The organism is Streptomyces sp. NPDC030143 (assembly GCF_055573695.1).
In genome coordinates, this window is sequence record NZ_JBVIAY010000004.1 from 139,337 (window position 1) to 159,156 (window position 19,820).

General features: G+C 68.6%; 27 protein-coding genes. 5 read left to right on the forward strand and 22 right to left on the reverse strand.

The window, feature by feature from the left end:
* Nucleotides 1–47 precede the first annotated feature (47 nt).
* The 5 genes from ACZ4YY_RS09025 to ACZ4YY_RS09045 all read right to left on the reverse strand — a co-directional run bounded on the left by ACZ4YY_RS09025 (nt 48) and on the right by ACZ4YY_RS09045 (nt 5,281).
* Nucleotides 48–1,691, reverse strand: coding sequence for a long-chain fatty acid--CoA ligase (locus ACZ4YY_RS09025; protein WP_468286553.1), 1,644 nt, complete (start codon nt 1,689–1,691; stop codon nt 48–50).
* A gap of 154 nt (nt 1,692–1,845) precedes the next feature.
* On the reverse strand, nt 1,846–2,394 hold the full coding sequence (locus tag ACZ4YY_RS09030; protein WP_468285624.1) for a SigE family RNA polymerase sigma factor: 549 nt from the start codon (nt 2,392–2,394) through the stop codon (nt 1,846–1,848).
* A gap of 330 nt (nt 2,395–2,724) precedes the next feature.
* Nucleotides 2,725–3,891 (reverse strand): lipid-transfer protein, encoded by a 1,167-nt coding sequence (locus tag ACZ4YY_RS09035; RefSeq protein WP_468285627.1) that lies wholly within the window; start codon nt 3,889–3,891, stop codon nt 2,725–2,727.
* Nucleotides 3,888–4,349, reverse strand: a complete 462-nt coding sequence (locus ACZ4YY_RS09040) for a MaoC/PaaZ C-terminal domain-containing protein (protein ID WP_468285630.1) — start codon at nt 4,347–4,349, stop codon at nt 3,888–3,890. Before ACZ4YY_RS09040 ends, ACZ4YY_RS09035 begins: the two co-directional genes overlap by 4 nt.
* Nucleotides 4,346–5,281, reverse strand: coding sequence for a bifunctional MaoC family dehydratase N-terminal/OB-fold nucleic acid binding domain-containing protein (locus tag ACZ4YY_RS09045; protein ID WP_468285633.1), 936 nt, complete (start codon nt 5,279–5,281; stop codon nt 4,346–4,348). The genes ACZ4YY_RS09040 and ACZ4YY_RS09045 overlap by 4 nt, the downstream gene beginning before the upstream one ends.
* Before the next feature lie 396 nt (nt 5,282–5,677).
* On the opposite strand from ACZ4YY_RS09045, the gene ACZ4YY_RS09050 reads away from it, so the two are divergent.
* Entirely contained in the window at nt 5,678–6,586 is a 909-nt protein-coding gene (locus ACZ4YY_RS09050; protein ID WP_468285636.1) for a bifunctional DNA primase/polymerase, read from the forward strand.
* Nucleotides 6,587–6,661: 75 nt separating this feature from the next.
* On the forward strand, nt 6,662–7,063 hold the full coding sequence (locus ACZ4YY_RS09055; protein WP_468285641.1) for a hypothetical protein: 402 nt from the start codon (nt 6,662–6,664) through the stop codon (nt 7,061–7,063).
* Nucleotides 7,064–7,093: 30 nt separating this feature from the next.
* Here the strand turns inward: ACZ4YY_RS09055 and ACZ4YY_RS09060 are convergent, their stop codons facing one another.
* The 17 genes from ACZ4YY_RS09060 to ACZ4YY_RS09140 form a co-directional block, all read right to left on the reverse strand.
* Nucleotides 7,094–7,819 (reverse strand): hypothetical protein, encoded by a 726-nt coding sequence (locus ACZ4YY_RS09060; protein WP_468285644.1) that lies wholly within the window; start codon nt 7,817–7,819, stop codon nt 7,094–7,096.
* A 361-nt stretch (nt 7,820–8,180) separates the two neighbouring features.
* Nucleotides 8,181–9,359, reverse strand: coding sequence for a tyrosine-type recombinase/integrase (locus ACZ4YY_RS09065; protein WP_468285647.1), 1,179 nt, complete (start codon nt 9,357–9,359; stop codon nt 8,181–8,183).
* Complete coding sequence (locus ACZ4YY_RS09070; RefSeq protein WP_468286556.1) at nt 9,359–9,577, reverse strand: helix-turn-helix domain-containing protein; 219 nt, start codon at nt 9,575–9,577, stop codon at nt 9,359–9,361. The genes ACZ4YY_RS09065 and ACZ4YY_RS09070 overlap by 1 nt, the downstream gene beginning before the upstream one ends.
* Nucleotides 9,571–10,959, reverse strand: a complete 1,389-nt coding sequence (repSA, locus tag ACZ4YY_RS09075) for a replication initiator protein RepSA (RefSeq protein ID WP_468285650.1) — start codon at nt 10,957–10,959, stop codon at nt 9,571–9,573. The genes ACZ4YY_RS09070 and repSA overlap by 7 nt, the downstream gene beginning before the upstream one ends.
* A 4-nt stretch (nt 10,960–10,963) precedes the next feature.
* Nucleotides 10,964–11,197, reverse strand: a complete 234-nt coding sequence (locus tag ACZ4YY_RS09080; protein ID WP_468285653.1) for a hypothetical protein — start codon at nt 11,195–11,197, stop codon at nt 10,964–10,966.
* A gap of 5 nt (nt 11,198–11,202) precedes the next feature.
* Nucleotides 11,203–11,385 (reverse strand): hypothetical protein, encoded by a 183-nt coding sequence (locus ACZ4YY_RS09085; RefSeq protein WP_468285656.1) that lies wholly within the window; start codon nt 11,383–11,385, stop codon nt 11,203–11,205.
* A 91-nt stretch (nt 11,386–11,476) separates the two neighbouring features.
* The gene (locus tag ACZ4YY_RS09090) at nt 11,477–11,653 is read right to left on the reverse strand and encodes a hypothetical protein (RefSeq protein ID WP_468285659.1); all 177 of its coding nucleotides are present in this window, start codon (nt 11,651–11,653) and stop codon (nt 11,477–11,479) included.
* Nucleotide 11,654: 1 nt separating this feature from the next.
* Nucleotides 11,655–11,960, reverse strand: a complete 306-nt coding sequence (locus ACZ4YY_RS09095) for a SpdD protein (RefSeq protein WP_468285662.1) — start codon at nt 11,958–11,960, stop codon at nt 11,655–11,657.
* 18 nt (nt 11,961–11,978) lie between these two features.
* Nucleotides 11,979–12,134: a hypothetical protein gene (locus ACZ4YY_RS09100; RefSeq protein ID WP_468285665.1), complete on the reverse strand. Its 156-nt coding sequence runs from the start codon at nt 12,132–12,134 to the stop codon at nt 11,979–11,981.
* Nucleotides 12,135–12,148: 14 nt separating this feature from the next.
* Nucleotides 12,149–12,337: a mobile element transfer protein gene (locus ACZ4YY_RS09105; RefSeq protein WP_468285668.1), complete on the reverse strand. Its 189-nt coding sequence runs from the start codon at nt 12,335–12,337 to the stop codon at nt 12,149–12,151.
* 5 nt (nt 12,338–12,342) lie between these two features.
* Nucleotides 12,343–12,528: a hypothetical protein gene (locus tag ACZ4YY_RS09110; RefSeq protein WP_468285671.1), complete on the reverse strand. Its 186-nt coding sequence runs from the start codon at nt 12,526–12,528 to the stop codon at nt 12,343–12,345.
* A 19-nt stretch (nt 12,529–12,547) separates the two neighbouring features.
* Nucleotides 12,548–13,207, reverse strand: coding sequence for a DUF2637 domain-containing protein (locus tag ACZ4YY_RS09115; protein WP_468285673.1), 660 nt, complete (start codon nt 13,205–13,207; stop codon nt 12,548–12,550).
* 78 nt (nt 13,208–13,285) lie between these two features.
* The gene (locus tag ACZ4YY_RS09120) at nt 13,286–13,408 is read right to left on the reverse strand and encodes a hypothetical protein (RefSeq protein WP_468286605.1); all 123 of its coding nucleotides are present in this window, start codon (nt 13,406–13,408) and stop codon (nt 13,286–13,288) included.
* A 50-nt stretch (nt 13,409–13,458) separates the two neighbouring features.
* Complete coding sequence (locus ACZ4YY_RS09125; RefSeq protein WP_468285676.1) at nt 13,459–13,677, reverse strand: hypothetical protein; 219 nt, start codon at nt 13,675–13,677, stop codon at nt 13,459–13,461.
* Nucleotides 13,678–13,759: 82 nt separating this feature from the next.
* Nucleotides 13,760–15,100 carry an FtsK/SpoIIIE domain-containing protein gene (locus ACZ4YY_RS09130; protein WP_468285679.1) on the reverse strand — a complete coding sequence of 447 codons (1,341 nt, stop codon included), beginning with the start codon at nt 15,098–15,100 and terminating at the stop codon, nt 13,760–13,762.
* 2 nt (nt 15,101–15,102) lie between these two features.
* Nucleotides 15,103–15,429, reverse strand: a complete 327-nt coding sequence (locus ACZ4YY_RS09135; RefSeq protein WP_468285681.1) for an SCO3933 family regulatory protein — start codon at nt 15,427–15,429, stop codon at nt 15,103–15,105.
* A gap of 187 nt (nt 15,430–15,616) precedes the next feature.
* Entirely contained in the window at nt 15,617–16,354 is a 738-nt protein-coding gene (locus ACZ4YY_RS09140) for a GntR family transcriptional regulator (protein ID WP_468285684.1), read from the reverse strand.
* A gap of 461 nt (nt 16,355–16,815) precedes the next feature.
* Between ACZ4YY_RS09140 and ACZ4YY_RS09145 the strand changes: the two genes are divergently transcribed.
* The 3 genes from ACZ4YY_RS09145 to ACZ4YY_RS09155 all read left to right on the forward strand — a co-directional run bounded on the left by ACZ4YY_RS09145 (nt 16,816) and on the right by ACZ4YY_RS09155 (nt 19,737).
* On the forward strand, nt 16,816–16,989 hold the full coding sequence (locus ACZ4YY_RS09145; protein ID WP_468285687.1) for a hypothetical protein: 174 nt from the start codon (nt 16,816–16,818) through the stop codon (nt 16,987–16,989).
* Nucleotides 16,990–17,626: 637 nt separating this feature from the next.
* The gene (locus tag ACZ4YY_RS09150; RefSeq protein ID WP_468285689.1) at nt 17,627–18,811 is read left to right on the forward strand and encodes an S-4TM family putative pore-forming effector; all 1,185 of its coding nucleotides are present in this window, start codon (nt 17,627–17,629) and stop codon (nt 18,809–18,811) included.
* A 92-nt stretch (nt 18,812–18,903) separates the two neighbouring features.
* Nucleotides 18,904–19,737, forward strand: coding sequence for an SMODS domain-containing nucleotidyltransferase (locus tag ACZ4YY_RS09155; protein ID WP_468285691.1), 834 nt, complete (start codon nt 18,904–18,906; stop codon nt 19,735–19,737).
* Nucleotides 19,738–19,820: the final 83 nt, after the last annotated feature.

Here is a 19,820-nt window from a genome sequence, read left to right on the forward strand (position 1 = left end):
CAGTGCTTGGGCGGGCGGTGCGTGGAGGGCGGTGTCGCCCGGCGCGGTCAGAGCCGGGTGACGTCCAGCTCCCCCTCGGCGTACTGCCTGCGCAGCACCTTTTTGTCGAACTTGCCCACGCTCGTCTTCGGCACCGCCTCGATGATCGTCCAGCGCTCCGGGAGCTGCCACTTGGCGATCTTGCCGTCCTCGGCGAGGAAGGCGCGCAGGGACTCGAAGTCGGCGGTGCTGCCCTCCTTGAGGACGACCGTGGCCAGGGGGCGCTCGCCCCACTTGTCGTCGGGCACGGCGACGACCGCGGCCTCGGCGACGGCCGGGTGGGCCATCAGGGCGTTCTCCAGCTCCACCGACGAGATCCACTCGCCGCCTGACTTGATGACGTCCTTGGCCCGGTCGGTGAGGGTGAGGAAGCCGTCGGGGGAGATGGTGCCGACGTCGCCGGTCTTCAGCCAGCCGTCCTCGCTGAACTTGTCGGCGGGACGCAGGGGTTCGGCGCCGGGTCCGTTGTAGTAGGCGCCGGCGATCCAGTTGCCGCGGACCTCCAGCTCGCCGGCCGACTCGCCGTCCCAGGGGAGGCGTTCGCCGCCGGGGCCGGTCAGACGGGCCTCGACGCCGGCCGGGAAGCGGCCCTGGGTGAGGCGGTAGGCGAACTCCTCGTCCGTGCCGATGGCGTGGGCCGGCGGGCGGGCGATCGTGCCGAGCGGGGAGGTCTCCGTCATGCCCCAGGCGTGGCAGACCCGCATGCCGAGCTTGTCGAAGGCCTCCATGAGGGAGGGCGGGCAGGCCGAGCCGCCGATCGTGACCTGGCCGAGGGAGGAGACGTCCCGCGGCCTGGCGGTCAGTTCGGCCAGCAGGCCCTGCCAGATGGTGGGAACGGCCGCCGCGTGCGTCGGCTTCTCGCTCTCGATCATCTCGGCGAGCGGGGCGGGCTGGAGGAAGCGGTCCGGCATCAGCATGTTCACGCCGGTCATGAACGTGGCGTGCGGCAGTCCCCAGGCGTTCACATGGAACTGCGGCACCACGATCAGCGAGGTGTCCTCGTCGGTCAGACCCATCGACTGGGCCATGTTGACCTGCATGGAGTGCAGGTAGACCGAACGGTGGCTGTAGATCACGCCCTTGGGGTCGCCGGTGGTGCCGGAGGTGTAACACATGGCGGCGGCCTGACGTTCGTCCAGCTCGGGCCAGTCGTAGTGGGTGGGCTTCCCGGCGAGCAGCTCCTCGTACTCGTGCACCTGCGCGCCCGCGCCCGCGAGGAGGGAGCGGTCGCCGGGGCCAGTGACGACGACGTGCTCGACCGTCTTCAGGTGCGGGAGCAGGGGCGCCAGCAGCGGCAGCAGGGAGCCGTTGGCGATCACGACCCGGTCGGCGGCGTGGTTGACGATCCAGGCCAGCTGCTCGGGGGGCAGGCGGAGGTTGAGGGTGTGCAGGACCGCGCCCATGGAGGGGATCGCGAAGTAGGCCTCGACGTGTTCCGCGTTGTTCCAGGCCAGCGTCGCGACACGTTCGTCGCCGACGACCCCGAGGTCATCGCGCAGGGCGTGCGCGAGCTGGGCGGCACGGGCGCCGATCTCGGCGTAGGAGCGGCGCTGGGGCTCGCCCTCACCGGTCCAGGTGGTCACCTGCGATGCGCCGTGGATCGTCGACCCGTGGGTCAGGATCCTCGAGATCAGCAGCGGTACGTCCTGCATGGTGCTCAGCACGGCGTCCTCCCGGATGCGGCGACATTGCCTGCGCGGTGGTAACGGTTGCGCTGATTCTGCGCACATACCGCGCGGTATGTCACTAGGGAGCGATGATCGATCAGGTTACGTTAAAGCGCAGCCAAAACCGCACTTCAGCGCGTTATCGAACAACGGCCAGCTCAGGGTCGTCCCGGAGCTTGCCGAGGGCCCGGGAGACGGCCGACTTCACCGTCCCCACCGAGACGCCGAGGACCTCCGCCGTCTGGGCCTCGCTGAGGTCCTCGTAGTACCTGAGGACGACCATCGCCCGCTGCCGGGCGGGCAGCTTCATGATCGCCCGCCACATCGCGTCGTGCAGCGCCTGCCGCTCGGCCGGGTCGTCGTGACCGGGCTGCGGCTCCGGCTCGGGCAGCTCGTCGCAGGCGAACTCGTCGACCTTGCGCTTGCGCCACTGGGAGGTGCGCGTGTTCAGCAGGGCGCGGCGGACGTAACCGTCGACCGCCCGGTGGTCCTCGATCCGCTCCCACGCGACGTACGTCTTGGTGAGCGCGGTCTGCAGCAGGTCCTCCGCGTCGCACGGGTTCGCGGTCAGCGAGCGCGCGGTGCGCAGCAGCACCGGCTGACGGGCCCTGACGTACGAGGAGAAGGAGGGGTACGGAGCGGGCCGCGTCATGCCGTGGGAAGCGCTGGTGCAGACGGGTGTGGTCATGGCTCCACGCTAGGAGCGGCCCCCCGCACAGCGGATCGGCCGCAGGTGCCGAAGGGGAGTCCGCCTCAGGTTGTAGGGGTGGTACCGCCTCCACCTCCTGAAGGTGGACGGGGGGAGGGCTCCTACTGCGGGATGACCCTTGGGGGGCGGGAGCGGCCCCGCCCGGCCGGCACCCGTGCGAGCCCCTCGCCGAGCCCTCGTCGGCCCCTCACCGAGCCCTCGCTCATTCCTTACTCGGACGGCAGGCTCCCATACGGCCGCGGCTGCCACACGGCCGGCTCCCACACGGCGGGCTCCTCAGGCCGGCCCTGGCGTGCCCGGCTCCGCCGCTCATCCGCCGGACGCCAGCACCAGGCCCGACGTCGGTACCCCCGTGCCCGCCGTCACCAGGGTGCGGGACGCGCCCGGGACCTGGTTCACGGACGTGCCGCGCAGCTGGCGTACGGCCTCCGCTATGCCGTTCATGCCGTGGAGGTAGGCCTCGCCGAGCTGGCCGCCATGGGTGTTGAGCGGCAGGCGGTCCTCGGCGACGAAGTCCGCCGCCTCCCCGGGCGCGCAGAAGCCGAACTCCTCCAGCTGCATCAGCACGAACGGCGTGAAGTGGTCGTACAGGATCGCCACGTCGATGTCGGCGGGCCCGAGCCCGGAGGTCCGCCACAGCCGACGGGCGACCACCGCCGACTCCGGCAGGCCCGTCAGGTCGCCGCGGTAGAAGCCGGTCATCTGCTCCTGGGCCCGCCCGGCGCCCTGCGCGGCCGCTACGACGACGGCGGGAGGGCGCGGGAGGTCGCGGGCCCGCTCCACCGAGGTGACCACCAGCGCCTGCCCGCCGTCCGTCTCCTGGCAGCAGTCCAGCAGCCTGAGCGGCTCGGCGATCCAGCGCGAGGCCGCGTGGTCGGCGAGGGTGACGGGCCTGCCGTGGAAGTACGCCGCCGGGTTGGTCGCCGCGTGTCTGCGCGCCGTGACCGCCACGGGCCCGAACGCCTCCGGCGTCAGCCCGTGCACGTGCAGATAGCGCTGTGCCGCCATCGCCACCCAGGAGGCCGGGGTGAGCAGCCCGAACGGCATGGTCCAGCCGAGTGCCGCCCCCTCCGCCGAGGGCTCCCGTCGCTCGACGCCCGAGCCGAAGCGGCGGCCCGACCGCTCGTTGAAGGCGCGGTAGCAGACGACGACCTCGGCCACGCCCGTCGCGACGGCGAGCGCCGCCTGCTGGACGGTCGCGCAGGCCGCCCCACCGCCGTAGTGGACGCGGGAGAAGAAGGAGAGCTCGCCCATGCCGCATGCCTGGGCCACGGTGATCTCCGGGCTGGTGTCCATGGTGAACGTCACCATCCCGTCCACGTCCTGCGGCCCGAGCCCCGCGTCGTCGAGCGCCGCCCGCACCGCCTCGACCGCCAGCCGCAGCTCGCTGCGTCCCGAGTCCTTGGAGAACTCCGTCGCCCCGATCCCCACGATCGCCGCCCGCCCCCCGAGGGCGTCCCGCCCGCGCGCACTCATCCGACGCCCCCCTCCGTCAGTCCGGGCGGCACCCGTACCCCGACGTCGGCCCCGACGTCGACGTCGGCCCCGGCCCCGGCGGGGACGGTGACCGTGACCGTGCCGCTGACGTGCCGGCCGGTGTCGCTGTCCCCGGAGACCCTCACCACCGCCGTGTCCCCGTCGACCTCCTCCACCGTCCCCGTGAACACCAGGGTGTCGCCGGGGTGGGCCGGCACGCCGAGCCGGATGGCGACCCTGCGCAGCACCGCCGTCGGCCCGAAGTGGTCCGTGATGAAGCGGCCGACCAGGCCGTTGGTGGTGAGGATGTTCATGAAGATGTCCGGGGAGCCCTTCGCGCGGGCGGCCTCGGCGTCGTGGTGCACGTCCTGGTAGTCGCGCGAGGCGACGGCGCCGGCGACGATCAGCGTGCGGGTCACCGGGATCTCCAGCGGCCGCAACCGCTCCCCGGCCCTCACACCGCCACCGCACGGAACACCGGCAGCACCAGTTCCTCGTCGTACCGCCGGAAGTCCAGCCGCACCGGCATCCCGACGCGGACCTCGTCGTACGGCACCCCCACCACGTTGCTCACCATCCGCACACCCTCCGCGAGCTCGATCAGGCCGACCGCGTACGGCGGGTCGAAGGCCGGGAAGGGCGGGTGGTGCACCACCACGTACGAGAAGACCGTGCCCTCGCCGCCCGCCTCCACCGTGTCCCACTCCTGGGCGCCGCAGGTGTTGCAGCCCGGCAGCCAGGGGAAGCGGAGTTCGGCGCAGGCGGTGCAGCGCTGGATGAGCAGGCGGTGGCGGCGCACGCCGTCCCAGAAGCCGGCGTTGTCGCGGTTGACGACCGGGCGGGGGCGGCGCTCCTTCGGTCCCCGGTGCGCCGGGGCGTACTTGAGGATGCGGAAGCGGTGGGTGCCGACGAGCTCCCCGGCCACGCGGACGTCCGTCCGGGTCGTGACGAAGTAGCCGGTGCCGAGCCTGGTCGTCTTGCGGCCGGAGACCGACTCGATCACCGAGTCGAAGGCGATCTCGTCACCCGGTCGCAGGAGCCGGACGTACTCCTGCTCGCAGTCGGTGGCGACAACGGCGGTGCAGCCCGCCTCGTCGAGGAGGGCGAGAAGTTCCTCGTAGGCCGGGGCACGCCCCGCGTGGCCGCCCGGTGCGCCCTGACCTCCCCGTCCGCCCGGTCCGTTCAGTCCGGCCATGGTCCAGGCCTGGAGCATGGTGGGCGGGGCGACGGCGTCGGGCCCGGAGTAGGCCGGGTTGCCGTCGCCCATGGCCTCGCACCAGTGCCGGATCATGGGGGCGTTCACCGGGTCCCGGCCGGTGCGGGCGACGGCGGACGGCCGCCCCTCGTAGGCCTTGAGCCGCGCTTCCAGCCCCTCTGGCTCCGCAGTCACTCCGGTCGCCCTCCCGCCGTTGCGTCCGACGGTTTCTGACTGTCCGTCAGGTGAGGGGTGGTGTCAAGGTCGCCGGATCGAGCGGGCGAGAACGTCCGGGCGGCGATGCCGAAAGCATCACCGCCCAGACGTCGTCACCCCACACCTCACACCCGGTGCACAGGGAAGGGGCCGGCACCCCGGCCCTCAGCTCACCACCACAGCGGGGGAAGGCGACCGCCACACCGTTGTCCTCCTGCTCGACGGCCCCGGACCGCGAGCCGTCGAGTTGCGCGGTGCCACTCTGGTTCGAGTGTCACCCCGGTTCGAGGCGCCGGAGCCGGCCGGCACCCCGTACCGGTGCTCCGCCGACCACTCCCCCTTTCCCTATTCGAACGCAAGTACGAGAATGGGGGCATGGCCACCACCGACCGGTCCACCCGGCCGGCCACCACGCCGGCCCTCGCCCACGCCCTGTCGGCCGCCGCACACGGCCTGGCCGTCCTCCCCCTGTCCCGGACGAAACTCCCGGCCCTGCGCTCCCCCCACCGCGACACCCCGGATCCGGCCGGCCCGCCCTGCCGAGGCGAGTGCGGCCGCCCCGGCCACGGCGTGTACGACGCCTCCACCGACCCGGCCCGCATCCGCGAACTGTTCGCCGCCGCCCCCTGGGCCACCGGCTACGGCATCGCCTGCGGCAGACCGCCGCACCACCTCATCGGCGTCGACCTGGACACCAAGTCCGGCACGGACTCCTCGGCCGCCCTGCGCGAACTGGGCCTGCGCCACCTGTTCACGATCCCGCCCACGATCGTCGTCCTCACACCGTCCGGCGGACGCCACCTCTGGCTCACCGGCCCTGCGGACCTCGCCGTCCCCAACTCCGCGGGCCGTCTCGCCCCCGGCATCGACATCCGCGGCACCGGCGGCTACCTGGTCGGCCCCGGCTCCCGCACCCACCGCGGCCTCTACACCACGGCACCCGGCACGGCGCACCTCGCCCCGGCGCCCTGCCCGCGAGCCCTGCTGCGCCTGCTGCTCCCGCCGCCCCGCGGCCACCGCTCCTCCACCCCTGCGACGGCTGGCGGCGCGCACGGCAGTGGCCTGGTCCAGTTCGTCCTCGCCGCCCGCGAGGGACAACGCAACACCCGCCTCTACTGGGCCGCCTGCCGCGCCTACGAGGACGGCATCGGCCCCGCCCTGTCCGACGCCCTCGTCGACGCCGCCGTCCACACCGGCCTGACGCCCCACGAGGCCCGCGCGACCCTCGCCTCGGCGGCGCGCAGGTCCCGGTGGCTCGAGCCGCGGAACCCCACCGGCGGATGACCCCGCCGCAGCCGTTATGGTGTCCTGTCCCACAGGGAGCGGGTGCGGGGAGGGATCCGATTGGGCTGGAGCCCGATGATCTTCAAGTTCGTCGACGGCGAGGAGACGCCCGTACCGCTGGACCCGGACGTGATCCGCGCCGTTCTGGAACCTCACGAAGTGCGCAACCCTCGGCACACGGTGAGCGACGACGGAACCCTCGACTTCTGGGTCCGCGCTCGCGACGGCAGCGAAGCCGAGATCTTCGCCTACGAGCGGAGTGTCACGGTGCACCGCCCCGAGACCGGAGGCGTCTTCGACATCGTCGCGGAACTGGTCTCCCGGCTCGGGGCGGCCCTCGTCGACCCGAGCAGTCCCGCGGTCGTCTGCCGCGCGGAAGAACGCGAACACCTGCCGGCGTCCATGCGGGCCGACGCCCGGGTGATCGAGATGACGGGTGAAACCCTCGAAAGGACACTCACGGGACGACGGCCCTGACCGCCACCGGGTTCACCTGACTCAGGTGACTCAGGCAGCCTCACGGCCGACCCATTCGTCCCCCGTCCACACGTGCTGGTCGAAGCCGTTGACTCCGTAGGTGACGAACGGCGACCCCGTATCGTCGACGCGCACCATCTGCCGCTTTCCATCGACGAGGATCGGCAGATCCAGATGCCACTTGTACCGCCCCTCGTCTGCCGCGGCGAACAAGTAGAACTGCTCGACATCTCCTGGTTGCAACACCACACTCAGAGCGTCGATGGATTCACCGTCGGCACCCACCCACATCGTGGTCCCGAAAGCCAGGTCCACCTGAATGCGGCGAGGCTCCACCGCGGCTCCACCGACCGGGTAGGTCGCCACCACTCCCTTCGGCGGATCGCCGAGGGGAAGGCTTTCACGCCTGAGTCGCGGTGGGTCGATCACCACGGTCGCGAGTTCCCTCGAAGTGACCGTGATCTTCAGGACGGTCATGCAGGCGTCCGCTCCGCCGAGCCCCTTCGCCCACGTGTGCCAGTCCGTCGGGTGATCCGGTGCGGTACCAGGCAGTTCCGGGAGCCACACGGACGCCCCGATCCAGTTGGGGAACCCGGACCACACGATGGACGGGTCGCGTTCGATGTGGATACTCATCGGCTTGATCCGATGCAGTCTCCGCGAGAGCTCTTCCAGGCGCTTCGCCAGCGGATGAATCAGCGGAGTAAGGAAAAGCATCACGAACCCACCCGCGACTGCGGCGTAGAACTTGTCCAAGCTGACCCCCGTGCCGCGCCCGTACTGACGTCGGAGAGTAACAGCGGCCGACGAAGCGATTCCAGACGCGCTTCGCCCCGAAGATCGATCGCACCGACATCTCTGCGCGTTTCCGCAAAAGGGCGAGCAAAAGAGCTCGACAAACGGAAGCGCTCATCATGCAAGGGCCCTTAGGGTGCCCGGACCGCGGCCGCACCGTCGACAAAGATCACCGGGCTGAACCCGGAAGGGGCGCCCCTCCGGAGAGGAACACCCCTTCTGACGTGCGCGGTGGGTGTGGGATTTGAACCCACGGTGACTCGCGCCACGACGGTTTTCAAGATCTCTCGGCGGTGAGGCGAACGGACCGCTCAGCCGCAGGTCAGACGGGTACGAGTGCCCCGGCGGAGCCGTCGGCATCGTCGTCGTGCCCGCTACGTGCCCCACCCTCGTGATCGTGTCCGCTGAGCCAGGCGTCGGCAGCTTCTGCCACCTGGTCGTCACGACCGGCGACCGGCCGGGCGTAGTGCCGGGTCGTGACGCTCGCGTTCGAATGACCTAGGCGGTGGGCGGCGGTCATCACGCCGTACCGGTCGGCGACCCACGTTCCGTGCGAGGCGCGGAGATCATGCGGAGTCACGCCTGTCAGCCCGGCCCCCGACACGGCGGGGTCGAAGTACGCCTTGCGCCACTGGTTGTAGCGCAGCGGCTTCCCCGCGGGCGTGGTGAACAGTAGCGCGTCATCCCCGCCGGGCAGCGTCTCCAAGTGCCGGCCGAGCCGCTTTGCGAGCGACGGGCCGACGCGAAGGAGCCGCTTCTGATGCGACTTCGGTGTGTCGAAGACCAAGGCGCCGTTGGCTTCGGCCAGGTTCTCGTCGACCAGGACGAAGCCACCGGACACGTCGATGTCGACCCGCCGGAGGGCGAACGCCTCACCGACTCGCAGGCCTGCGTAGGCGAGAAGCGCGATCAGCAGGTCATGCGGCTTGGCGGCACTCCGCACAATCCGGGAGGCTTCTAGCGGGGTGAGGATGTGCGGCTCCGTCTGCGGCATCCGGGGCAGCTTCACGCCCCGGCAGGGTGTCTGCGGGATCATGTCGTTGTCGACAGCGGACCGCATGATCTGGGACAGGACCCGGTAAGCCTGCCGGATGCGGGACGCGCTGAGTCCCTTGGTCTTCATCTCGCCGACCCACTCGGCAACCGTGATCGGCCGGAGGCTCGACAGCTCCTGATCCCCAAGCGTCGGGTTGATCAGTGAGTTGATCAGGGACCGGTACGTCGCTTGGGTCTTGTGCTTGAGCTGCGGGGAGACGGCAGCGAGCCAGCGCGCCGCCCAGTCGCGTACGGTCGTCCGTCCTTCGGCCGGGTCGAGCCAGCGCCCTTCTTCGATCTCGATGCGTTTCCGCATGAGCCATCGGTCGGCGTCCGTCGAGGTGGCGAACGTCCGGTCCGCTGGGCGCAGCACACCATCAGGCCCGGGGTAACGGGCTTGGAAGCGGCCGGAAGGCAGTTTGCGGACACGGCCGAAGTTCCGGCGGGACTTGCGCTTGCCAGCCATTAGGCAGCCCTCCTCAGGCCCACGGGCCGCAAGACGATCGGCTGCACGATGTTGGCGTCCACGTACGCCTCTACGGCGCTCTCAGGGATGCGGACGTGGCGGCCGACCTTCACGAAGGTGATGCGGCGTTCCTCGATGAGGCGACGCGGGAAGCGGACGCCCGCACCGAGACGTTCGGCGACTTCCTGCACAGTGAGCAGTCGGTCCACGGTTACCAGTCCTCCCCTTCCGAGCACATTTCGGCGAGCGCTTCGCGTGCGATCTCGCGGCTTTCTTGCAGGTCCCGGCGGATGTTGGCGGCGAGCCAGGATTGGCCGGGGGTGTGGCCGTGGCCGGCATAGGTCCAGTGGGCGAGGGTCAGGGTGGTTGCCTCCGGGTCGTCGGGGTCGGGCAGGCCGAGGGCTTCGCGCTGCTGCTGGGCGCGGTAGTCGGCGCGGGTCTGGCGCAGGGCGCCGAGGGTGGTGGAGTAGCGGCGGGACTTGGTGGAGAAGTGGCCGCGGAAGCCGAGCATGTGCGCCCAGTCCCGCAACTTGCGCTCCGGGTAGAGCGGGTGGAGGTCGAGGCAGGCCTCAATGAGCCGCCGGGGGTGCTCGGGCACCTCGAGCAGGACCAGGGCTTCCCTGTTGCCGACGCGGCGGTCGACGGTGCCGGTCGTCTCGGCCGCTTTGGTGGAGTACTTGGCGACGTAGGAGGCAACGGCCTGCTCTGTGATCTCCTCGCCGTGGCCGAAGGCGCCGATCGGCTGCACGTCGAGCTGCGTGCCCCAGCGCAGGGTGCGAGCGGGCTGGTCCCCGGCCGGGTCGACGTCGACCGCGACGCGGGCGGCGGCGGCTCGGATCGCGTCGGTGAGGAGGGCGAGGGTGGCCCAGGCCGGCGGCGGATCGTCGGGGCCGTCTGGTCCGTCGAAGCGGATCACGGCATGGAAGTGCACGGCCCCGCGCTTCTGGTACTCGGCGACCTTGCCGAAGGAGACGCGCGACTGTTCGCGGGCGTCCTTCTGCGTAAGGCCGGCGCGGCGAGCGATCTCACGGCGCAGGTAGATCGTGAAGTAGCGCCACAGCTCAGAGGCGTGGTTGTTCCACAGCACCGCGCCCGCGTAGTCGTAGGTGTCTGGGTCGAGCGGGGTGCCGAGTTCGGGCGCGTCCTCACCATGGCGGGTGCCGCAGCGGCAGAGGCGGTTGCCGGGGCGGTTGTGGACCGGGCCGAACGACGGTGCCGTGAGCGTGGCGAAGACGCGGGGGTGATCCCGGACGGTGTGCGGGGTGCCCTTGTCCGGGTCGCCGACAAGGCCGGCACGGATGAGGTGGTAGGTGTCACCCGCGTACGTCCAGGCGCAAGACGGGCAGCGGCAGGCCCGGCGGTTGCCACAGGCCACGCGCAGCCGCCCGCCGGGCTCGGTGTCCGTCGAGTAGGAGTGCAGGACGTGGCCGGTGGCCTTGTCGCGGGTGACTGTGGAGCCTTGCAGGTGGATGGGGTCGGAGCAGCCGCCGGTGCGGCGGATCTGGTCTTGGATGCGGTCGAAGCCGTCAGACCCGGCCAGCCTCAGCACATCGGCGAGGGTGGCAGGGTCCAGGCCCGCCACGGTGGCGGTGTCGGTCAAGAGGTCACCTCCTGCCGTGAGCGGGGCCGTGGTTGGCGGTGTAGTCGTCTGCCAGGGCACGGACGCCGTCGGTGCCGCGGGCGGTGTCGGACTTGCCGCAGGTGCCGCAGTGGTAGGAGCCGGTGGGGGTGGAGCCGTTGGACTTCCACCAGCGGGCCGGGTCGTCGTGGTGGCGGTAGATTGGTTCGGCGACGACGTGCAGCCCGGGCGTCTTCTCGTCCGGGGTCAGGTCAGCCATTGCGGTCACCGCCCCGTGCGCGCGAGGTCTGCGGTGGGGCGGGTGTGGCCGGTGCCCTTGCAGGTCGGGCAGGTGACGGTGAGGGTGGCGCGGGTGCCGTCGGCGTGACGGGTGCCGGTGGTGATGGCGGCGGTGGCGAAGCCGTCGCAGTCTCGGCAGACGCGCGTGCTCCGGGCGCGCTGGGGCATGATGGGGTCTCCCTTTCGGGTCCGTTGGATCAGGAAGGTGGAGCCGTCCGGGGCGGCGGATACTTGGCGGTAGAGGCCGCCCCGGAAGGCGTTACTTGATGCGGCCGGAGCGCTTGCGCCCGGCGTTCCAGATGCGCTTGTCGTCCTTCGTGGCGGTGCCGTCCTTGATTCGGCTGTAGATCTCCCTGTTGAGCTGTGCGCCGCGACGCTTGCCCTCTTCGATGTGCCGGTCCTCGTCGGGGTGGGGACGCTTGCTGAAAATGCCCATGTCAGTGGCCTTTCTGGTTGTTGAGGAGGGATCGAAGGACGACCGCGCACACGGCCACGGACATGGCGGTGATCGCGACGGCAAGGAGCATGGACACCAGGACCGCGCCGACGACGAGGACCACGGCGCCTCCGCCGGCCGCGAGGGCGAGCGCGCTGCCCGGGGTGAGCTGGATCGTGGGCCGGTTGGAGACCGGCGCGGGCACCGGAGCCGGGGTCGGCGTCATGGGCACCGGGGTGTGGACGGTCGGGGCGGTGGTCGCCGGGGGCGGTGCGGTGTCCTTGGGCGGGTACTTCGGCGTGAACACGAGACTGATCCCTTCGGGTTACTTGACGACGGTGCTGATCGCGGGGGCGAGGAAACTGTCCGCGACGAGGTAGCCGCCCAGGAGGAGCACGGCGACCAGCCACCACGGCGGGCGGGCGAGCTTGATACCCAGGGCGCCGACCGCGAGGAGGGCGAGCCACAGCGGAACGTCCATGACGGTGACCTCCCTCAGGCCTTGCAGCGGTGGGTGCGGGCGGCGAGTTCGGCGGCGGAGCGGTCGCGGTAGTCGGCGGAGAAGCCGCAGCCGGGGGCGGTGCAGGCGGCGGTGTGCATGTCCCGGCCACGCCCGTCGTAGTAGGTGGCGACCTCGACGGGGCCGATGCGGATGCGGTCGCGGAAGCGGCGGCGCACGGCCATCCGAATCAGTCCTCCTGCCTGAGGCTGTGGCCGGGGAATTCGGCGAGGATGCGGGCCGCCGCATCGGGGTTCGGGGTGCGGTCGGCGGCTTCCTCGGCGAGGAGGCGGGCCAGGGTCGGGCGACCGGTGTCGGCCATCTCGCGGGCCGCGTCCAGGAAGTCGGAGGGGCGGTTGAAGTTGAGCAGGGCCATCGGTGGATCTCCTTTCAGCTCAGGTGAGTTGGAGTTGTGCGGCGATCGCTGCGGTGGTCGGTTCGGGCAGGCCGAGCCGGGAGGCCAGAACCTCAACAGGCATCGGGGCGCCGGTGGACGCCTCGTGGGCATCGGCGATCTTCCGGGCGTGATCCAGCAGCGCGGATGGCACCGTGGGGGTGACCGGGGCGGACTGCTGTGGTGCGGAGGCCAGTTCCGGCACGGTCGTAGCCGGGGCCGATGCGGGTTGGCCGCCGCGGTGCATCTCGACTTCCGGCGCCGCCGGTTCGTCCACAGCCTGTGCAGGAGCAGCCGGAGTGGCGGGGGTGTGGACCAGCAGCGTTCCGCCCAGGAAGGCCAGGGCCGGCCAGCCAGCGACAAGGATGCGCAGCCAGGCCGGGACGTGGTCGAGGTCGAGAAGTCCGGCGGTCGCGACGTTCGCGCCAAGCGAGGCGACCAGAGCGATCACGAACCAGGTCCAGGCGGAGCGGTCCCGGCGGGCCGTGCGCAGTCGGCGCCAGGCGGCGACCAGCAGCAGGTCGACGGAGACCGGGTAGGCCCAGGCCTTCCAGCCGGTCTGTCCGGCGGCTTCGGCCAGGTCGTGCAGGTGGGCGAAGGACAGCGCGCCAGCGATGACGGCTTGGATCAGGACCGCGTCGAGGCGGATCGAGCGGGACATGTGCAGCACCTCCCTTCGAAGGGGAGTCGGGCCGGGGCGGGAGGGTAGTGGTGTCCGGCCTCCCGACCCCGGCGGGATTCAGTCGGTGGGGGCCTCGCCGGAACCGAGGCAGTTGAGGCACAGGCCGGACTGTTCGCCCACGGCACGGCGCTTGCGGCCGACGTGGACGGTCCGGGAGACCTCGCCCGTTCCGCGGCACACCTGACACGGCGTGACAGGCGGCTCTTCGGTCCTCTTCGCGGCCATGGCGGTCAGACCTCCAGCCGGGGGTAGCCGTGGCCGGCGGGCGGGTAGACACCGGCCGCGCGGTGGGTGAACTCCGCGTCGAAGGCGTTGCTCAGGGCCGTGGTGAAGGCGTCCCGCTCGGGGTGGCAGTGAAGGTGGTCGAGGAAGGTCTCGAACAGGATCCCGAGCCGGTTGGCGTCGTCGCGTTCGGCCGGGTCGTACTCGTACCAGTGATTGCGGACCATGACGGTTCCTCCCAGTTCCAGACATGGCGGGGGTAGGGACCTGGCGCGAAGGGCGGTCACGCCGACCGTCGAGCAGGGGGTGTTACTCGGTCACCGGTCGGGGCTTGACCAGCGACGGACCGGACGCCGGCGACTCGGTGGGCACGAACGGCCGGAACGGGTCGAGGAACGGCAGGTCGGGGACCAGGTGGGCGAACTCCCGGCAGACCGCGACCACTTCGGTCTTGGACACTTCCGGAGTGCGGATCTTCGACCAGCCGCCGGAGGCATCCGCCGCAACAGCCGTGCCGGGGCGTTCCATCGGGATCAGGCTCGCCGCGGGGACCGCGTCCGGGGCCACGTCGCCGAGGCCCATCTCAGCGGTCTGCTTGTCGTTGACGCGGTGCACCACCCGGCCGGAGAGCTGAGCACGCAGCATCGTGGCGCCCTTGCCGAGCTCAGAGCCGAAGCGCTGCCCGCAGATCTCCAGGTAGATACCGACCGCACGGGCCATCTGCGCCAAGCGGATCAACGCGGTGACGATCCGCTCGCGGCGTTCCTCGTCCTTGCGCGAGGCGATCAGGAACAGTTCGGAGACCTCATCGACCAGGACGACCACCGGCGCCGGCCGGACACCCGCGGGCAGCTCCCACAGGTCCGAGGCACCGTGCAGACTCAGCAGGTCGAAGCGGTCCTCCATCTCCGCGACCAGCACCGCCAGCAGCGAGGCAGCCTCATCCGGGGTCGTGGCCAGAGCCGACAGCCGGGGCGCGAAGGCTGACTGTTCCACCCCGCGCTTGCAGTCGACACCCACCAGCGCCACCGGCAGTTGCGCCAAGCCCTTGATCAGATTGCGCAGATACATCGACTTGCCCGACTCCGTCGCGCCCAGGGTGAGCGCCATCGGAGCCTTTCGGTAGTCCCGCTCGAACGCGGTCGCATCCTCCCGAAGCGCCACCGGCACGACCATGCCGTGCGGGCGAGCGTTGCGCGGCATCCGCACCCGGCGCAGCACGTCATAGCCAGTCATCCGCAGTTCCACGAACCCGGGCCTGATCTCGACGACGATCACCGAGTGCACACCCCAGGCGTGACGCAGCCGCTCAGAGGAAGCCATCAGGTCGGCGGGCTCCAGGCCGGCCGGGAGCCGCAGGGTCACCCGCAGCCCGGTCGCGGTGGGCCGGATCCGGCGGATCTTCGGCGGTACCGGCTGCACCTCACGGCGGGCGACGTTACGGGTCATGAACGCCCGCAGACCCGACGGCTGCACCGTCAGCCCGCACACGTCCATCGTCGACCGGTACGAGAAGGTGAACCGGCCCCACGTCACCGGCAGGCCCACCAGCGACCAGTACACGCGCGGCGCACGGTACTTCGCGTAGCCGAGCCCGCCAGCGCCCGCTAAGGCTCCTGTGGCCTCCAGCCACATCGTCAGGTCGGGCATGGTCAGGCCGCCGGGGTGATCGCGACCGCGCTGAACGAGATGCCCGAGCGCTTTTCGCCCTTGATCACGTTCTCCCAGTCCCTGGCCTTCAGACCGATGACCTGCACCGGCATGCCCGGCACGAGGCCCTCCGGAAAGCCGTTCTCGGGAACGTTGACCTTGAGGAGGTTGCCCTCCCCCTCGTCCGAGACCAGCAGGCCCACGACGGACATGGGCTTGCCCTCGGCGTTGACGGCCCGCTCGCCGGTCGCGAAGTTCTTCACCTTCGGCTCCGGCGCGGTCGCCACGAACACCATGGCGGTCGACGTGTCGATCTTGAAGGACGGCATGAAAGCACTCCTCACAGAAACGGGAGCGAGAGGCCGAAGAACCTCCCTAGGGAGATTGAATCCTATCTCCCTAGGGAGGTCAACGGGTTTCCACAATGAGAGTGGACGCGAGGGCGACTTCCCGGCACAACAAAAAGGCCCACCGAAGTGGGCCTTTGTCTCACGTGGTCGAATTTCTGACGCGCCGTCAGCTTCCGAAGCTATACCGCAGAGCGTACGCGCCGGCGTCGAGCAACATCCTGTTGACCTCAACTGCCTTGCCGTCTGAGGTGTACGCCGTGCGACAGATCTCGATGACGGGCGTACCGGGCGGGATCGACAACGCGGCCGACTCCTCCGAACTTGGCATCCGGGCGCGCAGATCCTCGCTGAAGTGCACGGGTTCCGCACCCAGCTCTGCCAAGCGCTTGTAGATCCCACCCGGACCTGCGTCCGGCAGGGCGATGCGCGAGTCACGCGCCAGGTCGGCCGAAAGGTAGGAGGTCGCCATCTGTACCGGCTCACCGTCGACGAGGTAGCGCCGGCTGCGGATGATGACGCGCCCGACCTCCCCCAGGCCGAGGATGCGAGCAACCCAACGGGGGGCGTCGTCCTCATAGACCTCAAGGTCTGCGGGAGTCATGGGCCGCTCACCGACGTCCGCCGACCAGATCGACTTGCCAGCCGCCCATTGCTCACGAGACAGGCGTTTCGTTGCGTCCCGCAAGATAGGCTTGAACTCCCGAACATACGTTCCAGAGCCGGGGCGTGACACCGCGACTCCCTCAGCCACGAGCAACTTCAACGCACCGTTTGCCGTCATCTTGGCTACGCCGTAGTCCCTGACGAGCGCGGGTTCCCCGGGTAGTCGGGCGCCAGGCCCAAACTCACCGTCGTTGATCCGTGCCCGCAGGTCATCGGCGATCTGCCGCGCCGTTTCGGGCATCGATCAGCCTCCAGTTCCCTAGGGTGGTCACCAGGCTAGTGGGTACCCACGACACGCGCGAACCCTGGCTCGATCATTGAAGACGGGTTGTTACAGGTTTCTCTACCTCATCAAGCCCCGGCTGCGCTCCGCTCCGCCGGGCGCGCTTCCCGGCTCCGCTGCGGGCGCCGCTCCTGCCTTCGGCCCGCTCCGCCCGCGCTGCGCCGACGCGCGCCCACTGGTGGATAGGGCCGGTGGCCATGAGGCGAGTACTGCATAGAGCGCGGCCTGCGGCCAAGACAATGCCTCCGGCGGGGGATCGGCCGGCACCGGGATGGAGGGGGCGCCGTTCCCGACAGCGGGTCCGTAGTGGCGTGCGCGGGGAGCTCCCATCCCGTCCACCGCCGACCCAGGCAGAGCCGAGCAGACGCGGCCCATGGCGTCCAGGTCGTTCGTACAGTGGCGCGCTCCACCTGGACGCCATGAACCACGCCCGCTCCACGGTGTGTGGGTCGACGGCGGACGGGATGGGAGCTGGGGTGGATGGTGGCTTGGGTGGGGAAGACGAAGCAGCGGACCGCGTCCTTGCCGAGATGAAGCTCGACGCCGAGTGCATCAACGTCACGGTCAACGTGTCATGGACAATCCTGCCGTGAAGAGTTGGTAAGTCGCCGCACGCTGTCATTTGTGCACGTCAGGAAGCTCGGCGCCGCCAGTGTCCGTGGGCTTGTTTCACGTGAAACGATGCTCCGTTGGTGTCAACGTGCCCCGCACGAAACGGAATTGGGCCACTCGTTTGTCAGTGTCGTGCCGTAGAAAAGCGGAGACCGCATAAGACACGGGGCGCGCCCGAGCACTTTGGCGAGAGGCGGGCGCGCCCCGGAGAGAATCAGGAGACACGGCGTGTTCGTCCCGACCCTCAGCACCCCACTTCCGAACGGCAGCGGTGGCACTACTGGCACTGTTCCACAGCCCACTGACAATGCCCTATGGATCATGATTGGCGCTGTCGCTGGTTGTGTGATCAGTCCAGATGCCATAGCGGCTACGCTCGACTCAGCATCGCAGTTGATCACTGTGATCATCGTGCTGATTCTGGTTCGGTCGCAAAGGGGAGGACCCTTGTATCCTCCGACCCGCCACCCGTCAAGCGTTCGATTGGTGTCTGACACCAGCGCCTGACACCAACACAGGCGGACGATCGCGGATCGACGCGGACTCAGACGGCCACGACACCACTGCATGACGGGCGGTTTCCAGCATCGACAGTCCGCCGTGACGGTGGGGGCCGGGATGACCATCTGCAGCATCCCCGACCTTGCTCAACGACCCCGGCTCCGTCCACCAAACACATCACCGACCTCATGCATCACAGGTGTCCCACAAAGCCTGGAAAGCCCTCGGAAAACACGTTCAGCTCAGGGGACACTCTTCCCGATCCTGAGTAACCTCGGTTCATGGCAAGCACAACATGTGGTCGGCGTAGCCGTCGTATCTACGCACCTGCGACAACAGAGCTATGTAGCACTGCTCAATCGCAGTGCCTGTTGCCCACACAAGCGGAGACACACAGTGACGGCGACGCCGACCTCCCCTAAGATCTGGGACGCCCAGAACACAACAGACAGACGACGCATGGTTTCCGCGTTCGCTCGCCTCTACACCGATGCCAAAGTTGTGTTCGCCCTCCGCGTCGCCACAGTCTTCGTACTGGCGGTAGCCAGCGCTGTCGTCGCGCTCACCCAGCCCGATTTAAGGACCTTGATCGGCGGCGGCGGCGGAATTCTTCTACTTGTTCTCTCATTCGTCGTTGGGAGCATCGAAAAGTGGTATCGAATGCGCGCATCGGCCACCCAAGAGAAGTTCGACACTGAGATTTTTCAGCTACCGTGGAACGGCCTTCACGCCGATCGACCACCCCAACACGTCATCTCAAAGGCCGCAGCACGCTACAAGGGAAGCCGCGACAAGGACTGGTACACCGACACAGGAATGACCCATCGCCCGTTTGATGTTCTTATCTGTCAGGGGTCCAGTTTCGGCTGGGGAGCCACGATGCACCTCATTTGGGGATGGATACTTGTGGGAGCGTGCGTAGTCATGGCGGCGAGCGTCCTAATAGTCGGGAAACTCGTCGACCTATCAGCCGGAGAAATCTTCGTCTCCCTCGTTATCCCCTCCCTGGCCCCATTCAAAGAAGTCGGCGAGCAGATTAGAGCCAACTTCGAAGCAGCGAAGACCAAGGAATCAATCGAGCGCAAGGTCAACGACATGTGGGCGAGCGGCATGGACGGCTCACACATCATCACAGAGGAAGAATTGCGTGCGGTGCAGGACAAGATTCTGCTCCTGCGACAGAGCAATCCATACATTCCAGACTGGCTCGACGATGCTCTTCATGAGAAGAACGAGGCTGCAATGCGATCCAGTGTCGCCGACAAGGTTGCACAAGCCGAACGGCACGGCCATGCAGGTTGAAGAACGTCACGATTCAGTAGACACGTAGGATCACCGCGAGCACTCTCAAAAATTGAAAGAATGCACCACTCGAATCACAGAAAAGACAAAAAATGCCAGAGACCACGCTTTCCTACCTTAATGGTTTGATTTCAAAATACACTCCTTCCAGCACCTATTTTGATGCAGCCCGGGCTCACCGCTGGAGCATCCAGACTCGGCTGGACCTACGACTCGGTGTGAGAGAGATGTTCGAAACCGGCTCCCTAAAGCACGGCACTGGCGTTTGGTTCTACAGCGACGTGGACTACATCGTCAGCCTCAAAGGGACGCGCCCGACTTCAACAACAGCACTCAACAATGTCCGCGACGCCCTCAAGGACAGATACCCCGACACCACGGTGCGCGTCAGCCGGCCCGCGGTAGTCTGCGAGTTCGCCAAAGGGAAAGAGACGGTAGAGGTTGTCCCAGCTTTTGACGCGATTGGAGGCGGCTACTGGATTCCCGACCCTAAAACTGGCGATTGGATGAAATCTCATCCTAAAGATCACAATACATACGTCAATGAGGCCAACAAGAAGCACTCTGGCGGAGCTAAGAAACTAGCTCGCCTCGCCAAGACGTGGAAGTACAAGCGCAACGTTCCCGTATCATCCTGTTACCTCGAAATGCGAGCAGCAAAGTATGCGGACGGTGAGACGAATTGGGTACTACCCATCGACATCCACCGATACCTAAAGCATCTCCGCGACATCGAGCTCGCAGCGATGAATGATCCGACAGGATCGGGTTCCCGCTTCAACGCCTACTCGTCTGAGTCCAAGAAGATCGACGCCATCTCCAAACTCGACTCCGCAGTCAGCCGGGCCTCAAAGGCCCAGAGCTACTATCAAGCCGATGACCACGCGCGAGCAATCGACCAGTACAAGTTGCTCTTCAATCAGTAAGCCAGCGCTTTCACATGCACAGGATCATCGCGTGCCGTTACTCAGGGCCGCCCCCAAAGATTCGACGGAGCACGATGCCACAA

Bases quoted from the DNA above. Each gene is read 5' to 3' on its own strand.
- ACZ4YY_RS09025 (WP_468286553.1), bottom strand. From the start codon at position 1,691: ATGCAGGACGTACCGCTGCTGATCTCGAGGATCCTGACCCACGGGTCG.
- ACZ4YY_RS09030 (WP_468285624.1), bottom strand. From the start codon at position 2,394: ATGACCACACCCGTCTGCACCAGCGCTTCCCACGGCATGACGCGGCCC.
- ACZ4YY_RS09035 (WP_468285627.1), bottom strand. From the start codon at position 3,891: ATGAGTGCGCGCGGGCGGGACGCCCTCGGGGGGCGGGCGGCGATCGTG.
- ACZ4YY_RS09050 (WP_468285636.1), top strand. From the start codon at position 5,678: ATGGCCACCACCGACCGGTCCACCCGGCCGGCCACCACGCCGGCCCTC.
- ACZ4YY_RS09055 (WP_468285641.1), top strand. From the start codon at position 6,662: ATGATCTTCAAGTTCGTCGACGGCGAGGAGACGCCCGTACCGCTGGAC.
- ACZ4YY_RS09065 (WP_468285647.1), bottom strand. From the start codon at position 9,359: ATGGCTGGCAAGCGCAAGTCCCGCCGGAACTTCGGCCGTGTCCGCAAA.
- ACZ4YY_RS09080 (WP_468285653.1), bottom strand. From the start codon at position 11,197: ATGGCTGACCTGACCCCGGACGAGAAGACGCCCGGGCTGCACGTCGTC.
- ACZ4YY_RS09085 (WP_468285656.1), bottom strand. From the start codon at position 11,385: ATGCCCCAGCGCGCCCGGAGCACGCGCGTCTGCCGAGACTGCGACGGC.
- ACZ4YY_RS09090 (WP_468285659.1), bottom strand. From the start codon at position 11,653: ATGGGCATTTTCAGCAAGCGTCCCCACCCCGACGAGGACCGGCACATC.
- ACZ4YY_RS09100 (WP_468285665.1), bottom strand. From the start codon at position 12,134: ATGGACGTTCCGCTGTGGCTCGCCCTCCTCGCGGTCGGCGCCCTGGGT.
- ACZ4YY_RS09105 (WP_468285668.1), bottom strand. From the start codon at position 12,337: ATGGCCGTGCGCCGCCGCTTCCGCGACCGCATCCGCATCGGCCCCGTC.
- ACZ4YY_RS09110 (WP_468285671.1), bottom strand. From the start codon at position 12,528: ATGGCCCTGCTCAACTTCAACCGCCCCTCCGACTTCCTGGACGCGGCC.
- ACZ4YY_RS09115 (WP_468285673.1), bottom strand. From the start codon at position 13,207: ATGTCCCGCTCGATCCGCCTCGACGCGGTCCTGATCCAAGCCGTCATC.
- ACZ4YY_RS09125 (WP_468285676.1), bottom strand. From the start codon at position 13,677: ATGGTCCGCAATCACTGGTACGAGTACGACCCGGCCGAACGCGACGAC.
- ACZ4YY_RS09130 (WP_468285679.1), bottom strand. From the start codon at position 15,100: ATGCCCGACCTGACGATGTGGCTGGAGGCCACAGGAGCCTTAGCGGGC.
- ACZ4YY_RS09135 (WP_468285681.1), bottom strand. From the start codon at position 15,429: ATGCCGTCCTTCAAGATCGACACGTCGACCGCCATGGTGTTCGTGGCG.
- ACZ4YY_RS09140 (WP_468285684.1), bottom strand. From the start codon at position 16,354: ATGCCCGAAACGGCGCGGCAGATCGCCGATGACCTGCGGGCACGGATC.
- ACZ4YY_RS09145 (WP_468285687.1), top strand. From the start codon at position 16,816: ATGAACCACGCCCGCTCCACGGTGTGTGGGTCGACGGCGGACGGGATG.
- ACZ4YY_RS09150 (WP_468285689.1), top strand. From the start codon at position 17,627: ATGACCATCTGCAGCATCCCCGACCTTGCTCAACGACCCCGGCTCCGT.
- ACZ4YY_RS09155 (WP_468285691.1), top strand. From the start codon at position 18,904: ATGCCAGAGACCACGCTTTCCTACCTTAATGGTTTGATTTCAAAATAC.